The sequence below is a fragment of the Mycolicibacterium anyangense genome, from assembly GCF_010731855.1.
In the GTDB taxonomy this organism is placed as follows: Bacteria; Actinomycetota; Actinomycetes; order Mycobacteriales; family Mycobacteriaceae; genus Mycobacterium; species Mycobacterium anyangense.
Map to the genome: position 1 here is coordinate 2,468,228 of NZ_AP022620.1, position 16,200 is coordinate 2,484,427.

Consider the following 16,200-nt stretch of genomic DNA (forward strand, 5'->3'; position numbering starts at 1 on the left):
ATGCAGGCTGATGGCCACATCGACGCCCGCGACGCCGAGCGCATCTCGTGGGACGTCATCGTCGTGGGCACCGGAATGGGCGGCGGGACACTGGGATACGCGCTGGCTCGGGCCGGGCGACGGGTGCTGTTCGTGGAGAAGGGCCGGTCCACCCTGCCCGGGGCTCCGGGCACCATCCGTGCGGCGATGCCCGAACTCGCCGAACCCCTCGCGGCGCGATCGTCCGAGACCTACTTCGACGCTCTGGCCCGCGGCGGCCGCTGCACCGACGAGGTCGAGGACATCAGCGGACGGTCGGTCAAGCGGTTCACCCCGTTCATCGGCAGCGGAACCGGCGGGTCGTCGGCGCTCTACGGCATGGTGTGCGAGCGGTTCTTCGCCCGCGACTTCACCCCGCGGCAGAACTTCCTGCAGCCGGGCGACTCGACCGTCCCGGAGGCCTGGCCGGTCGGCTATGACGAGATGGCCCCGTGGTATGCCCAGGCCGAACAACTGCTAGGCGTGCGCGGTGAGCCCGACCCGCTGCGTCCCGAAGCCGCTACCGTCGGTTTGCCTGCCGCACCGCCTTTTTCCGCCGACAGCCAACCGATGGTCGACTATCTGCAGGGCCGCGGGCTGCACCCCTATCACCTGCCGATGGCCTGTGACTACACCCCGGGCTGCACCACCTGCCAGACCTATCTGTGCCCGCAGTCCTGCAAGCGCGATTCGGCGCGCAACGGGGTTGCGCCCGCGATCGCCGAGTACGGCGCGGCCCTGCTGGATCAGTGCCGGGTGCTGCGACTGGAGGCGGACCGCCGCACGGTGCAGCGGGTGATCTGCGAGCACCGCGGCGCCACGGTGGCGTTGACGGGCACGGTCGTGGTGTTGGCGGCGGGCGCGCTGGCCACCCCGATGTTGTTGCTGACGTCGCGCTCCGGGGACTGGCCGGCCGGACTGGCCAACGGCTCGGATTACGTGGGGCGCAACCTGATGCGCCACCTGCTCGACCCGATCGAGGTCTGGCCACAGCGCCACAGCAGGATCACCGGCGCCAACAAGGAGATCGGCTTCAACGACTTCTACTACTGGGAAGGCCAGAAGTACGGCACCGTCCAGTCGTTCGGGGCCATTCCGCCGATGGAGTGGCTGGCCAACCGGCCGGGCTGGCGGGGCAAGGGCATGCGGGTGATGAACCCCGCGGTGCGCCTGGTCTACGAGCGGTTCTTCACCGGTGGGCTGATCCTGGCCGCGATGACCGAGGACCTGCCCTACCTGGACAACCGTGTCCTGCCCACCGATCGGCCGGGCACCGATGGACGCCAGCGGATGCGCATGCACTATCGCCTGCATCCCAATGAGATCGGCCGCCGCGAGATCTTCCTGCGCCAGCTCAAAGAGGTGTTCGCACCGTTCCGGACGTTGCCGCTGGGCAGCGGCAAGGACAATTCCAACCTCGGACACGTCTGTGGCACATGCCGATTCGGCACCGATCCGGCGACCAGCGTGCTCAACGCCCAGAACCGGGCCCACGAGGTGGCCAACCTCTACGTGGTGGACACCTCGTTCTTCCCGTCCAGCGCCGGGCTGAACCCCAGCCTGACGGTGGCGGCCAACGCACTTCGGGTGGCACAGTGCGTCGACTCCGAACACTTCGCCGACTAGGAGACAGCCGTGCCGACGCTCGACTCCGCCCGCCAGCGTGGCCGCCGTGCCCTGGTGCGATCCATGCGGGCCGTGGTGGACAACGATCGAATCCCTTTGGTGGCCAAGCAACTCTTCGTGATGCTGGCCGCGGGACCCTATGTCGAACCGCGCGGTGGACTGCTCCGGTTGCTCGGCACCGACTCCGACCAGACGCCGATCGAGTCGGCGTACGGTACGAAATTCACTCCGGACGGGGACAATTCGATCGTCACGTTCTGGCTGCGCTTTCGCGATGTCTACGAACCCGTGCTCTCCGAATTCCTGCTCCGCCACCTGCGCGAGGGTGACGTCTGCGTCGACGCCGGGGCCAATATCGGCTATTTCTCCGCGCTGTTGGCACAGCGCGTCGGCCCCGGCGGGAAGGTGATCGCCATCGAGGCGGCACCGGGAACCGCGCGGCTGCTACGGAAGAACCTGCAGCTCAACGGAGTCGACGCTGTTGTGGAGGTGATCGAGGCGGCATGCGCCCCGCAGCGCGGTGAGATGACGTTCTACCTGCACCCGACCGTCGACGGATGTTCTCGCCTCACTCCACCCGCGAAAGGCGACTGGGACCATCGCAAGGGGCTGGAGTGGATTCCGGTGACCGTGCAGGCCGATACCCTGTCCGCGCTCGTGGGCGCTGATGCCGATCGGGTCAGCTTCCTCAAGGTCGACGTCGAGGGGGCCGAGACGGCCCTGGCCCCGGATATCGCCACCGGGTTCACCCACCCGCGGCTGGTGGTGGCGCTGGAGGTCAGAAGCGAGATCGAAGCCACCTTGGAACCGTTCCGGCAGCATGGATTTCACATCTACGACCTGCACAACGACTACCGCTGGATCTACCAGCGCAAGACTCCGCAGATCACCGAGGCCGCGTACGAGGATTTCTACGATTGCACGTCAGCCGACATCCTCTTGAGCCGCCAGCCACTCGATGTGACTCACTGACCGGCGTCGAACTCGAGCAGTGTCAATGTGGCGATCGTCGGCCAGTTGAGGCCGACGAACCGGCGAAGCGGGCGATGGACAGCATGCCCCCGCGTTCGTTGCAGTAGCGAATCGAACAGCACCCCGCGGCCGCGTGGCAGCGGCACATCGTGCACGGTTCTGATGCCCGGCACGATGTGCCCCAATGCGGCGAGCTCATTGACGGTCAGACCGAACGGTGTCCGCGGCCAGCCACCGCGCAACACTGTCCACAGCCGGTGCCGGGCCAAGCGAGCCTGCGATTTCGGCGGAAGGTCGAACATCATCTGCCCACCCGGAAAGCGCCGCGCGCATTCACCGATCACCCGCAGCGCGTCAGCGGGCTCGAAATAGGGCAGCAAGCCTTCCGCGGTGATGAACACCCCGTCGTCCGGGTTGTCCACCCGATCCATCCAGCTGAAGTCGAGAACCGATTGCGCGCAGGTGTCCATGCGGGGTGATGGCGGCAGCAAATGCTCACGCAGGCCGGTGATCGCCGGCAGGTCCACGGTCAGCCAGCGGAACTGGTGACCGACCGACCCGTCGTCGAGGCGCCAGAAACTGGTCTGCATGCCCTCGCCCAGAGCGACGACGGTGGCCTTGGGATGGGCGTCGAGATAACGCCGAGTGCAGCCGTCGAACGCAAGCGCACGCAATGCCAGGTCTTGCCGGTCGGCCGACAACCTGAATGCGCCGAAGTCGACATCGATCGAGTCGACGAGGCCGACCGCCATCGGGTCGTCAAGGATGCCGTCGCGCCGACGGGCCTCGCTGGCCCGGCACCACAAGGTCACCATCGCCGTCTGAGGCAGCGGAAGGACGTTCGTCATCGGCTACGAGGCTACCGAACAGGAGCCGAATCGGACGTCAGATCACTATCAGTCCGGAGCGCGAATCCCGGTGTTCGGACTGCGGATAACGGCAACCCTGCAGACGATGGGTCGGTTTTGCCCGCAGCTGAGCTTGTCGCACTACAACCAATCGTTATGGGCATAAATTGACGCGCGCACCATAAACTCTGGGTCATGGTCGCCGCCGAGGGCTTTTGCCGCGCTCAAGCCCACGGCCCCACCGGCGAGGCCGCACCCGACCTCCCCACAACCCGGCAGGTCGTCGTGGTGGTATCCAACGCGAGCCGCTTCGGCGGCGGCGGCGTGGTCGGCTTCCGCGAGATCCTGCTCGCCGTTCGAGAGCAGCGACCGGATCTCGAGGTGGTGGGCGTGCTCCCCCAGCGCGGAAAGGTCGCCGATGCCTGCGCAAGCAACGGCATTGCCACCAAGATCGCCTGGGTGCCATGGTGGACGTTCGGCAGATGGGGCCGCACGACACACCTGGACCCGCACGCGGTACTGGGCTGGTTGCCCTACACGCTGATCCTGCTGCCGGGGATCGTGCAGGCGGTTGTGTACTTCCGCCGGATTCGGCCAGCGCTGGTCATCACCAACACCATGACGATCCCGTCCCACGCGATCGCCGCCAAACTGCTTGGCATCCCGCACTACTGGGTGGTGCGGGAGTTCGGCCGAGACGACCACGGCTTCTGGTTCCTCTTCGGCTACCGCAGGACGATTCGCTTGATCGGCACGCTGTCGGAAGTGGTGATCTGCAATTCGCAGGCGGTCGAGAGTTCGATGCTGACCCTCGACCCGACGATGAAGACGGCCGTCGTCTATCCCGGCGTTGACACCCCCGTCCGCACACCACCGCACCGCGCACCCGGCGAACGGCTGCGAGCCATCCTGGTGGGTTACCTCTCGAAGACCAAAGGGCAATGCCTTGCGATCGAGGCGATCGCGCGTGCACGCGCCGCCGGCGTGGACATCGAACTGACCTTGGTCGGCGGCGGACGGCACCGTTGCATGCGGCGTCTCGCCCGCCGGCGTGGGGTGGCGGACCTGCTCACCATCCACCGGCCCACCAGCGATCTCGGCCCCCATTGGGCCCGCGCACACGTCGGCCTGATGTGCTCACAGCGAGAAGCGTTCGGCCGGGTCACCATCGAAGCGATGAGAGCCGGTTTACCGGTGTGCGGGGTGGACTCCGGCGGTACCCCGGAACTCATCGAACCCGGACTCAACGGGTTCCTCAGCCCCGCCGGTGACGCCGATGCCTTGGCGGCCAACCTGATCCGGCTCGAAGCCGACGAGGACCTACGACGCCGGCTTGGCGCCGGGGCGGTGCAGTCATCACAACGTTTTCGCCGGGAACGTCACGACGGTGAACTGGTCAGCATTCTCGGCCTGCGGTGACGTCGTGCCGCCTCAGCCGCGGCCGGTGCGACCCGTCGAATGGTCCGACGAGGCTGCTGCGGGGCGGTTTTCGGACCGGGCCGCCGATGCCGCGCGCCGGTGAGTGGCACCGGCCCGCACCGGGGCGGCCGGTCCTGGTGCCGCTACCGACGGGGACTGTTCTGGGTCCGCCGACACCATCTGCCGCCCTGACCGTCCCGCGGCGACCGAAGTTCCCGCCGCCGCATGGGAAGTCGACGAAGCGGCCGGCGTGCTGACTGCCGCGGGCGCCGAGCCGGCGAGGTCGACATCCGGACCGCCGACTCCGAAGGGCCCCGGACGTTCGGTGTGGAACGGGCGGACGCCGAACACGTCCTCGAAGCCGTTGTCCAGCCCGGTCGGGATCGCTACCAGGACATCGAGTGCGGTCTTGAGTGGATGCGGGAAGTACAGCAGATTGAACGGAACCGGTTGCCCCGGACTGGTGCTCCGGTCATAGCTCGCCTCGACCAGGACCCGCAGCGGGGCGTCCAGCACATCGGCCAGAACCGCTCCGACCAGCGGCACCGCCTGCAGTGGCATGAGCAGCGGAAGAACCGGGGTGGGGCCCAGGTAGTAGTGGGTGTCGCCGTACTGTCCCTGGTCGATGATTCCCGGTTCGCTCAGGCTGCGGTCCCCGTAGGTGGAATGCAACAGTGCCATACCCATATAGGCGTTCACCACCGCCAGCAGGTTCAGCGGATTGACCGGGAAATCGACAAGTCCGTCGTATTGGATGGCGATGTCGACGGTGGCGTACTGCGTGTCGGTGGGTGCGGCCCCGCCGAAGGTGTACCCACCGGCCCTCACGAACGGCACGAAGACGCCGCTGGGGTCACGGGCGTACAAGCCGCCGTTGGGACGCTTGGTGTCGCCGCTGACAACGAACGACACGTTCGGGCCTTGTCCTGGCCCGTATTCGGCGGCCAGTGCGGCCTTCTCGAGCATGGCGATCACCGCGCTCTGCGAATAGCCGAATACCACAAGCGTGTCCGACGGCGTGGGCGCAACCGATCCGACCTGCTGGTTGTAGTCGCATGTCGTGGACGTGATGCAACTGTGCAGAGCGGTCACGCCCAGGGCGACCGACTCGTCGACGGTCAGCGTGCCGTAACTGGGCGCTGCCTGTTCGGGGGTGATCACCGCGACGCGGTTGTAGGGACCCTGTGGGATTCCGGTGGCGGGATTCATCTCCGACGCCGGCGCGATGGCTTTGTCGACGGCTGCGCTCAGATAGTCCTCGACGTAGCCCAGCGTGTCGGGCGGGCTGGCTAACGAGTGCCCGGTGCCACCCATGATGAGTGCCGAGGTGGCAGCCCAGGCCGTCGGCGCGACCAGCGCCGGACCCATCAGACCAGAGCCCACGGCCGCGACCGCCAGCAGCGCCGAGCCCGCGATGGCAGGACGCCGGGCAGCACTCATGCGCATTCCGGGCCCACATTCGGCGAACGCTGCCGTCTCAGCAAATCATCTCCAGGAGAATTCGACCGCGCTGCGGGATTGGCCGAAACCCCGACGCGGCTGGACCGGCTGCCCAACCTGTCGACGATAACACCCGTATTTTCCGGCAATTGGGCGATTCAGTTTCTTCACAGTGGCACGAAATTGAGACTGAAAAGACCACCGGAAATCAATCACTTGTACGTTATCGGGGCGCCAGCAACACACTGTTACGATCCCGTCCAGCCGTGACCAGAACTGGTCCCCCACGGTGAGGAGCTCGATATTGCCTGACGGCGAAGTGGCGGCCCGCGAGGCGGAACGCGTGGTGTGGGACGTGATCGTCGTCGGTACCGGAATGGGCGGCGGAACACTGGGGTACGCGCTGGCCCGGTCGGGCCGCCGGGTGCTGTTCGTCGAGAAGGGCCGGTCCACTCTGCCCGGGACGCCCGGCACCATCCGTGCGGCGATGCCCGAGTTGGCCGAACCCGGGGCCTACCGTTCCGCGGACGCCTACTTCGAGGCGCTGGCCCGAGGGGGGCGGTCGACCGACGAAATCGAGGACATCAGCGGTCGCTTCGCCAAGCGTTTCGTCCCGTTCATCGGCGCCGGGGTCGGCGGGTCATCGGCTCTCTACGGCATGGTGTGTGAGCGATTCTTCGCCGCGGACTTCACTCCTCGGCAGCACTTCGCCGATCCCGGTCAATCCACCGTTCCGCAAGCGTGGCCGATCACCTACGACGAGTTGGCGCCCTGGTACGCCCGCGCCGAGAAACTGATGGGCGTGCGGGGTCAACCCGATCCGTTGCGGCCCGAAACCGCAGCGTCCGGATTGCCTGCCGCACCGCCCTTTTCACCCGACAACCAGCCGCTGGTCGACTATCTGACCGGCCGCGGCCTGCATCCCTACCACCTACCGATGGCGTGCGACTACACCAAGGGATGTGGAACGTGCCAGGCGTTCCTGTGCGACAAGGCCTGCAAGAACGACGGCGGCCGCAACGGTGTGCAGCCGGCCCTGACCGAGTATGGCGCCGGACTGCTCGCCGAATGCCGGGTGCTGCACCTGGAGGCCGATCGCACGCACGTCCAGAAGGTGATCTGCGCGCATCCCGACGGCACGGTGGCGCTGCAGGGCAAGGTCGTGGTGCTGGCGGCCGGCGCACTGGCAACACCGTTGCTCCTGCTGAATTCCACCTCGGGTGACTGGCCGAACGGCCTGGCGAACGGCTCGGATTACGTGGGCCGCAATCTGATGCGTCACCTGCTGGACTGGATCGAGGTGTGGCCCGAGTCGGGATGCCGAATCACCGCCGAGAACAAGGAGATCGGGCTCAACGACTTCTACTTCTGGGAAGGCCAGAAGTTCGGCACCGTGCAGTCGGCCGGCTCGATGGCGTCGCTTGCCCCGATGGAGATGCTGACCAACCACCCCGGCCTGCTGCCGCGGGCCCTACGCCTTGCCAGCCCGGCCGCGCGGCCGATCTATCAGCGGTTCTTCTCCGGTGGCCTGGTGCTCGCCGCGATCATGGAAGACCTTCCGTACCTGGACAATCGCGTCCTGCCGTCGCTACGCCCTGGAACCGACGGGCGCCAGCGACTCCGGCTGCAGTACCGGGTCCATCCCAACGAAGCGGCCCGGCGCAAGATCTTCCTGCGCCAGCTCAACGACGTGCTCAAGCCCTACCGCACGCTCACCCTGCGTACCGGCGAGAGCAACACCACCCTGGGCCACGTGTGCGGCACCGTCCGGTTCGGCACCGACCCGAAAACCAGCGTGCTCAACTCCCACAACCGGGCCCATGAGGTGCACAACCTCTACGCGGTGGACGCTTCGTTCTTCCCGTCCAGCACCGGATTGAATCCCAGTCTCACGGTGGCCGCCAACGCATTGCGGGTGGCCGAGCACATCAATGGCGAGCAATTCGCCGGCTGACGGCGCCCAGAAATAGTGCGGCACAGCCGTTTACCCAGTCTTAGCTGGGGTAGCGCAGCGGCAGCCCGGCGGCTCGGTAGATGGCGTCGATCACGGTCATGGTCTCGACGGCTCCCTCCGCGGTGGTCCGCACCGGATGCCCCTTCGACACCGCCGCGACGAAAGCATCCAGCTGGTAGTCGTAGGTCGGGCGGCGGGGAAAGCGTTCCACCCGTTTGCCTCGCGCGGAACTGATGGTGAGCTTCGGGAACAGATGCGGGGCAGCGGGACTGAGCCAGCGTAACTCCCCGGCATCACCCACCACCTTGGCAGTCGCCCGGAACAAGTCGGACGACCACAGCGAGACCCGTAACCGGCCGCGGTGTCCCTCGGGGTACCGCAACTCGGCCGACATGGCTCTGTCCACCCTCGGGTCGCGCAGTTTCGCCTTGGCGGATACCACCTGCGGCGTCGACCGCCCGAAGGTTCGCAACATGTTGACGACGTAACTTCCGGCATCCATCATCGCGCCGCCGGCGAGGTCGTAGTTGTAGCAGTTGCCGGAGAACTTCGGCAGCATCACGCAGAGCGCAACATCGACGAACTCCAGTTTGCCCAATTCACCGGAGTCGATGATCTCTTCGACCCGCAACGTCAACGGGTGATACCGCCCCTGGACAGCCTCCATCACCACCCGATCCGACGCCGCGGCCAACTCGGCGATCTCCCGGGCCTCCGCCGAGTTTGCGGTGAACGGCTTCTCGCACAACACATGTTTGCCTGCGGCAAGCGCGGCCCGCATCCACCTGCCGTGCATGCTGGTGGGAAGCAGGACATAGACCGCATCGATCGTCGGGTCGTCGACCAGAGCCGCATAGCTGCCGTGCGCGGTGGCGATACCGTGCTTGGCGGCGAACTGGTCCGCACTGGCCTGGTCGCGCGCTCCGACGGCCGCGATCACCACGTCGTCCTTGCCCTTGGCGGGATTGATCAGCGTGGTCGGCGCGTAGCTCGAAGCGCCGAGGATGCCGATTCGGACAGGGCTCGGACAGTCTGGCACGCCCGGCACGCTACCAGCCGGGCTCCGGAAAATGCCACGACCTGTCCCGATTCACAAAGCGCTTGTCCCTGAAAGCATTTACCCGACCCGACGGGCGCGGCACGCCAGGGCTCAGCTATTCCACAGGCAGCCTGACCGGCAGCCCCGCCGCGCGGTAGATGGCATCGATGACGGTCATGTTCTCGACCGCCTGGGCCGGTGTCGTCTTCACCGGCTCCCCGCGCAGTATCGCGGCGGCGAACGCATCGAGCTGATAGGAGTAGGTGGGCCGCGACCCGAAGCGCTGGACCCGCTTTCCCTCGGCCGTGCACACGGTGACGCGGTGGAACAGCTGCGGCAGCACCGGATTGATCACCCGGACCTCGCCACGGTCCCCCACCACCGTGGCGCTGATGCGCAGCAGATCTCTGGACCACATCGAACAGCGCAGGCGGCCGGTGTGTCCGCCGTCGAACCTCAGCTCTGCCTGGATGGCCCGATCGATCCGGGGATCGCGCAGCTTCGCCTGTGCGGACAGCACTTCCGGGGTCGAACCGCCGAACGTGCGCAGCATGTCGACCGGATAGCAGCCCGCATCCATGAGGGCACCACCGGCCAGGGCGTAGTCGTATCGGATGTCGGAGAACTTGGGCAGCGGGAAGCAGAACGACGCCTCGACCCGCTGCAGATTGCCCAGTTCACCGGAGGCGATGACCTGCTCCACGTAGCTGACAAAGGGGTGATATCGGTAGTGAAAGGCCTCCATCACCACCCGATCCGACGCCGCTGCCAGACCGGCGATCTCGCGGGCCTCGTCGGCGTTGGCCGCGAACGGCTTCTCGCACAGCACGTGCTTTCCGGCAGCGAGTGCGGCCCGGGTCCACCTGCCGTGCAGGCCATTGGGCAGCGGGTTGTAGACCGCATCGATCCCGGGGTCCTCGACCAACGCCTGGTAGCTGCTGTGTACCTTCGCGATCCCGTGCTGGTCCGCGAATTGCCTGGCCCTGGCCGAATCACGCGCGGCCACAGCCGCAATGACGACTTCTGCGCTGTCCTTGGCGGGATTGATCACCGCCGCGGGGGCGATGCGCGCTGCACCCAGAATGCCGATCCGCACCGGGGCCGCTGTGTCCGCCATCGGCGGATGCTAACACCCGCGCCAGGCCTCGCGGCCCATCCACAGATACGTTGTGGCCCGCCGGAGCTAAGATCGGCCCGTGGACCTGTTCGTACGCGAGTCCGGTCAGGTCGATGTACCCGCGGTGGTCTTTCTGCACGGCGGGATCATGAGTGGTTGGTCATGGAACCCCGTGGTGGAACTGTTGCCGCAGTACCGCTGTCTGGTCCCCGATCTGCCGCAGTACGGCAAGAGTTTCGGACTCGGCCCGTTCGAGATCACCCGCGCGGCCGAGTCCGTGGCCGCTCTGATCAGGTCGCGGATCCCGTCACGGCGCGCACATCTGGTGGGCTTCTCCCTCGGCGCCCAGGTCGCCGTACAGTTGCTCGCCACCGAACCCCAGCTCGTCGACCGGGCCCTGCTGTCCGGCACGTTCGTTCACCCGGTGACCGGAGTCGCGATGACCCGCCGAGTCGTGGGGGCGCTGGCCAGCACGGCCTGGTTTCGCTGGCTCGTCATCAACCGGCACTGGCACAACCATGGACCGCCCCCCCATGCATCTGCCGATGACTACCTGACCGATGCCCGGCTGAACTCAGGGCGCCAACTCGCCCATATCGCCGTCGCCTCAGCCGGATTCACGCTTCCCGGAACATTGGACGGCGCACCGAACCCAACTCTGTTCATCACCGGCACCGAGGAATCCCGGATCATCCGTCGATGGGCGGGGGTGCTGGCGCGTTCGATGCCTCGAGGCGTGGACGGGCTGGCCACCGGCATGCGCCACGATTGGCCGCTGCGTCATCCGGATATGTTCGCGCGCACGGTGGACAGTTGGCTGTCGTCGACGCCACTACCGTCCTTCATCAAGACCGTTCAGCCGGGCTGACGCGGCGGCAGGCCCGCCGCCCGGTAGATCGCGTCGATCACCGTCATCGTCTCGACCGACTCGGCAGGTGTGGTCTTCACCGGGACGCCGTGCAACACCGCGGCCGTGAAGGCGTTGAGTTGGTCGGCGTAGAGGTTGCGCAGCGCGAAGCGTTCCACCCGTTTCCCTTTCGCACTTCGGACCGTGAATCGCTGGAATGGCATCAGCGGATTGAGTGCCAACTCCCCGCGATCCCCGGTGAGGGTTGCGCTGAAGTGCGGCAGATCCTTCGACCACAGCGAGCAGTGCACCCGCCCGGTGGCACCGCCGGGAAACCGCAGCTCGGCGGTCATCGCCCGGTCCACCTGCGGACCACGGAGCTGGGCGCGGGCGGACACCACCTCCGGGGTGGAGCCGGTGAAGATCCGCAGCAGGTCGACCACATAGCAGCCCAGATCCATCAACGATCCGCCGCCAAGGGAGTAGTCATAGCGGATATCGGAGAACTTCGGCAACCAGAAGCAATTGGCGGCCTCGACACGTTGCAGAGTACCCAGCTCGCCCGAGGCGAGGATCTCGTCCACCCGCGCCGCGAACGGCAGGTAGCGGTAGAAGAGCCCCTCCATGACCACCCGATCGGATGCCGCCGCCAACGCGGCGATCTCGCGTGCCTCATCGGCATTGGCTGCGAACGGCTTTTCACACAGCACGTGCTTGCCAGCCGCCACTGCCGCCTTGGTCCACCTGCCGTGCAACGCATTCGGTAGTGGGTTGTACACCGCATCGATGTCGGGATCGTCGATCAGCGCCTGGTAACTGTCGTGCACCCGGGATACGCCGTGCTTGGTTGCGAACTCCCGGGCACGCGCACCGTCGCGGGCGGCCACGGCCGCAACCACGACATCGTCTCTCGCCTTGGCGGGCTTGATGAGGACTGCCGGTGCGATCCGTGCCGCGCCCAGGATGCCAATGCGCACTGGACCGTTCGCATCAACCATGAAGTCTCGCTAGTGCCCGGCGGGACGTCGTAGACAGGTCGCTACTTGCGCCACAGGACGCCGGTCCCGTCGATATTGACGATCTCGGCGGTGATCCCGTGCTTGGCCCGGTAGTCGGTGCAGGCCTGTTCGCATGCCTTGACAGCCAGGTAGTCGTCGACAATGCAGAATCCGCCCGGCGACAACCGGGGGTAGAGCGCGTCAAGCGCCTGGATGGTGGATTCATAGAGGTCACCGTCGAGACGCAGCACCGAGATGCTCTCGATCGGCGCATCCTGCAGGGTGTCCTTGAACCACCCGGGCAGGAAACGGACCTGGTCGTCGAGCAACCCGTACCGCTCGAAGTTGGCCCGGACTTCGGCTTCGGACACCCCGAGGATGCCGGCGGCGAACTCGGCGCGAATTCCCTTGTCCGCCTTGTAGTTATCCGGATCGGAGCGGGGCACGCCCTGGAACGAGTCGGCGAGCCACACCGACCGGGTGTGGTCACCGTAGGCCGCCAGTACCGCGCGCATGAGGATGCAGGCACCGCCGCGCCACACCCCGCACTCGATGAGGTCGCCCGGGATGTCCTCCTTGATGACCGTCTCGACGGATTCCTGAAGACTGGTCAGGCGTTTCATCCCGATCATGGTCTCGGCTTCGGCCGGCCAGTCCAGGCCCAGCTCACGCTGGTTGCGGCCGCGGGCGTCGGAGCCGGACAGCCGGGGCAGGATGTTGTTGACGGTCTTGAGCAGCAGGCGACGACGAAGCGGCCACTCCGAGGGAATCCGCTCAGCCATTCCGTACCTGGTCAGATTGCGTCGAAGCAGGTCAAGGTACAGAGAGCGAACGTCGGGTTGGGTGATGGTCAAGACGGTTCCTGTCTCGCATGCCAGCGTGTCGGCGCTGAGTGTAAAGCCGACTCGACGCCTGTTTAAGAGTTTTCGAAGATTTGACGACCCGGTCAGCAGGCGGGCGTCACGCCGACAAAACGTTCGACGTGATCGGCCGCCGCCGCCACGCTGTCGGCCGGCCGGTTCATCCGCGCGCCGATGGCGCGAGCACGAACGGCATAGTCCGGCGCGAGGATGGTCCGCAGGTCTGCTAGCAGTGTCTTCTCGGTGGCCGTGGAGAACCGGCGGGAGGTGCCGACCTTGAGGTGTTTGACCGCTGTCCCCCAGATCACCTGCACGTCGGCCATCCACAGGATCAGCGTCGGCACACCGGCCCGAAGGCCGGCCGCGGTGGTGCCCGCGCCGCCGTGGTGCACGACCGCACGGCAGGCCGGGAAGATCGTCGCGTAGTTCACCGCTCCGACCACCTTGACATGGTCGAACTGCGCGACGTTGCCGAAGTCGGTCCAGCCGGCGCACACCAGCGCCCGCTCCCCGAGTGTGTCGCAAACCGAGGCGATCATGGCCAGCATGTCCGCCGGCGACTGCACCGGGATGCTGCCGAATCCGAAACAGATCGGCGGCGTCCCGGCCGCGATCCAGGCGGCGACATCGTCATCGGCGCGGGTGGCCTGCTCGAGGGTGAGCGTTCCCACGAACGGCCGCTGGTCCTTCCACCTCACCCACTCGGCGGCCAAGCCGGGAAAGCAGACGTCGTCGTAGGCCTGGATCTCCAGGGCGCGGCGCTCGACGATCCGCCGCGAGACCGGACCCTTCACCGGGGGCAGCGCCAGCTCACGGCGCTGGGTGTCCTCGACCTTCTTCAGGCCCAGCCACACCAACCACTCGTAGGCCTTCATCGCCGCACGGGTGACCGGCGCCGGCAGACTCGGGACCAGGTGGCCGTTGACCCGGATCGGGAACCACAACACCGTGGCCAGCGGGATACCTTGATACTCAGCGACGTTCAGGGCGAGTTCCTCGTAGCTCACCCCGGTGACGATCAGGTCGGCATCGCCGGTGAGTGCAGTCAGCATCGCGCTCATCTCCGCCCAGGCGCGCGTCCCCGGTTCGCGGGATTCCCGGAAGTGCTTCTGCACGTCGCGGACCCGCCAGAAGTTGCGGAAGAAGTACGCCCAGAAGTCGCGGGTGTCCTCGAGCCACGCCTGGGTGTCCGGGCCGTAGGCCACCGCTGTGAGCCCGACGGATTCGGCGGAGGCCAGCAGATCGGGCGGCACGGCCATGGTCACCTGGTGTCCCCGGCGCATCAGTTCACGGCCGAGTGCGATCCCGGGCTCGACGTCCCCTCGGGTCCCGTAGAACGCCAGCACAACTTTCATAGCGCGGTTGTGTTCCTTTACTTGCGGTGCGTCTGCTGCGATACGAGGCGGACACCTGCGCCCTGCGGCTCGGCCGCCCCGGAGCGTAGCGCGGCGCCCGCGCCACCGACTGCGAATGGGCAGGATTTGCCGACCGGTCAGCCACCCGCGCGATCAGCCTGAGCGTCAGACCAGCGCATCCACGGCAGACCACACCCGGATGTCGGCTACCCTGTCGTCACCAAACGGGTTCGACGGTGAACCCTGTCTCATCGGAGGCTGATCAGTGGCAGTCGGGATTCGTCGCGCACGAGCATCATCGGAGAACAGCGACGCCAAAGGTGAAGCGCCGGTGGACAATCGACTCGTTCTGATGGACCAAGCCTTCTACGCCGGCCATCAGGCCGCCGGCCAGAACGAGGTCATGCAGGTCGCGTGGATCTACGAGCGCCCCATCGACATGGACAAGCTCAAGCGGTTCCACCACGATCTGGCCTACGGCTTGCTGGGCCGGCGCATCGAACGCTCCCCGCTGCCCTTCGGCCGCTACCGATGGGTGTGGGACAAGCAGCCCACCGAGCTCGATGTCGCCGAGTCACCCCGCCCCCGTAGTGAACTCGCCGACTGGCTCGAGGAACGCTCCCAGTTGCCGATCGATCCGGAACGAGGGCCCGGCTGGCGATTGTCGGTCGTGTCGTTCACCGACGGCACCGCTGCCGCCACCCTGGTGATCTCGCACTACGTGGTGGACGGTATCGGCGCAGTGGTCGGCGTGGCATTGGCCAGCATGGGTGACACCAGCGGGCAGGGTTATCCACCGCCCCGGTCGCGGCGCACACTGCAGGCGATCCTGGAAGACACCGTCGACACCGCGCGGGAGATTCCGGCGGTCGCGAAATCGCTCGTCGCGGCGGCCAAAGAGGCCCGCCGTCGGCGCACCGATGATTCCAGGCAGCAGCCGACCGCACCCCCGCCGGCGCTGACCAGCACCGCGGACACTTCCGTGACAGTGCCCAGCGCCTGGGTCCGGATGGACATGGACGTCTGGAATGCGCGCGCCGAAGCACTCGGCGGATCCGGCAGCACGCTGGCCGTCGCCCTGACGGCCAAACTCGACGAACTCATGGGGCGCAGCCACGGCGACACCAACGACGTCAAGGTGCTGCTGTTGGTCAACGAACGAACCCTGGGTGACGTGCGGGCGGTCGCGGTGTCGTTCGCCCGGCTCAGCATCGACCCGTCCGATTTGACCTCGGACCTGACCGCGGCGCGCACCGCCGTCAAGAAGGGTCTGGCAGAGCTGAAGGAAACCCGCGACGAGTCAACACAATTCGTCGCGCTGACACCGTTCACCCCTAGGCGGGCGTGGATCCAGCTGGTCGAGCATGCCCTCAACGATCCCGACCAGCCGGCGGTCTGTTCCAATCTCGGCGATACCGGACCGGCGGTGATCCGTCCCGACGGGGAGCCGTGTGACTCGGCCTTCGCGCGCGGGACGAGCCAGCACATGACGCAACAGTGGCTGGACCGGATCGGTAGCCAGTTGAACCTCTACTTCGGCACCTCGGTGGAGATGAACAAGGTCGGCCTGCACATTCGCGGCTACCACCCGGGGTCGGTGACGACGAAGGCGGAGTTGATGGACCTCGTCGAGCGGACCCTGCACGAGTTCGGACTCACCGGCCTGATCGACTGACTTGGGCAGAAGTTCATAGTCCCCCGGACGAG

Annotated in this window: 13 protein-coding genes; 6 read left to right on the top strand and 7 right to left on the bottom strand. The window is 66.7% G+C overall.

Going from position 1 to position 16,200, the window contains the following annotated elements; genetic code table 11:
• Both G6N35_RS11525 and G6N35_RS11530 read left to right on the top strand, forming a co-directional pair.
• On the top strand, positions 1–1,644 hold the full coding sequence (locus G6N35_RS11525) for a GMC oxidoreductase (RefSeq protein ID WP_163804369.1): 1,644 nt from the start codon (positions 1–3) through the stop codon (positions 1,642–1,644).
• Between the two features lie 9 nt (positions 1,645–1,653).
• Positions 1,654–2,616 (top strand): FkbM family methyltransferase, encoded by a 963-nt coding sequence (locus tag G6N35_RS11530; RefSeq protein ID WP_163804370.1) that lies wholly within the window; start codon positions 1,654–1,656, stop codon positions 2,614–2,616.
• On the opposite strand, the gene G6N35_RS11535 is transcribed toward G6N35_RS11530, so the two are convergent.
• Positions 2,610–3,464 (bottom strand): class I SAM-dependent methyltransferase, encoded by an 855-nt coding sequence (locus G6N35_RS11535; protein WP_163804371.1) that lies wholly within the window; start codon positions 3,462–3,464, stop codon positions 2,610–2,612. The two genes, G6N35_RS11530 and G6N35_RS11535, sit on opposite strands and share 7 nt — an antisense overlap.
• A 195-nt stretch (positions 3,465–3,659) precedes the next feature.
• Between G6N35_RS11535 and G6N35_RS11540 the strand changes: the two genes are divergently transcribed.
• On the top strand, positions 3,660–4,883 hold the full coding sequence (locus G6N35_RS11540; protein ID WP_163804372.1) for a glycosyltransferase family 4 protein: 1,224 nt from the start codon (positions 3,660–3,662) through the stop codon (positions 4,881–4,883).
• A 12-nt stretch (positions 4,884–4,895) separates the two neighbouring features.
• On the opposite strand, the gene G6N35_RS11545 is transcribed toward G6N35_RS11540, so the two are convergent.
• Positions 4,896–6,323, bottom strand: a complete 1,428-nt coding sequence (locus G6N35_RS11545; RefSeq protein WP_163804373.1) for a PE-PPE domain-containing protein — start codon at positions 6,321–6,323, stop codon at positions 4,896–4,898.
• A gap of 304 nt (positions 6,324–6,627) precedes the next feature.
• Here G6N35_RS11545 and G6N35_RS11550 point away from each other — a divergent pair, with 304 nt between their 5' ends.
• Positions 6,628–8,277, top strand: coding sequence for a GMC oxidoreductase (locus G6N35_RS11550; protein WP_246224283.1), 1,650 nt, complete (start codon positions 6,628–6,630; stop codon positions 8,275–8,277).
• Positions 8,278–8,317: 40 nt separating this feature from the next.
• On the opposite strand, the gene G6N35_RS11555 is transcribed toward G6N35_RS11550, so the two are convergent.
• Both G6N35_RS11555 and G6N35_RS11560 read right to left on the bottom strand, forming a co-directional pair.
• Positions 8,318–9,316, bottom strand: a complete 999-nt coding sequence (locus G6N35_RS11555) for a Gfo/Idh/MocA family protein (protein WP_163804374.1) — start codon at positions 9,314–9,316, stop codon at positions 8,318–8,320.
• A 115-nt stretch (positions 9,317–9,431) separates the two neighbouring features.
• Positions 9,432–10,433, bottom strand: a complete 1,002-nt coding sequence (locus tag G6N35_RS11560; RefSeq protein WP_163804375.1) for a Gfo/Idh/MocA family protein — start codon at positions 10,431–10,433, stop codon at positions 9,432–9,434.
• Positions 10,434–10,512: 79 nt separating this feature from the next.
• Here G6N35_RS11560 and G6N35_RS11565 point away from each other — a divergent pair, with 79 nt between their 5' ends.
• A complete protein-coding gene (locus tag G6N35_RS11565) occupies positions 10,513–11,301 on the top strand; it encodes an alpha/beta fold hydrolase (protein WP_163804376.1) in 789 nt (262 codons plus the stop codon).
• Here the strand turns inward: G6N35_RS11565 and G6N35_RS11570 are convergent.
• The 3 genes from G6N35_RS11570 to G6N35_RS11580 all read right to left on the bottom strand — a co-directional run bounded on the left by G6N35_RS11570 (position 11,289) and on the right by G6N35_RS11580 (position 14,493).
• Positions 11,289–12,278, bottom strand: coding sequence for a Gfo/Idh/MocA family protein (locus G6N35_RS11570; protein ID WP_163804377.1), 990 nt, complete (start codon positions 12,276–12,278; stop codon positions 11,289–11,291). The genes G6N35_RS11565 and G6N35_RS11570 overlap by 13 nt on opposite strands.
• Before the next feature lie 41 nt (positions 12,279–12,319).
• On the bottom strand, positions 12,320–13,126 hold the full coding sequence (locus G6N35_RS11575) for a TylF/MycF/NovP-related O-methyltransferase (protein WP_163807618.1): 807 nt from the start codon (positions 13,124–13,126) through the stop codon (positions 12,320–12,322).
• A 98-nt stretch (positions 13,127–13,224) separates the two neighbouring features.
• Positions 13,225–14,493, bottom strand: coding sequence for a glycosyltransferase (locus G6N35_RS11580; protein ID WP_163804378.1), 1,269 nt, complete (start codon positions 14,491–14,493; stop codon positions 13,225–13,227).
• Positions 14,494–14,824: 331 nt separating this feature from the next.
• On the opposite strand from G6N35_RS11580, the gene G6N35_RS11585 reads away from it, so the two are divergent.
• Positions 14,825–16,168 carry a hypothetical protein gene (locus G6N35_RS11585; RefSeq protein ID WP_163804379.1) on the top strand — a complete coding sequence of 448 codons (1,344 nt, stop codon included), beginning with the start codon at positions 14,825–14,827 and terminating at the stop codon, positions 16,166–16,168.
• The last annotated feature ends 32 nt before the right edge of the window (positions 16,169–16,200 follow it).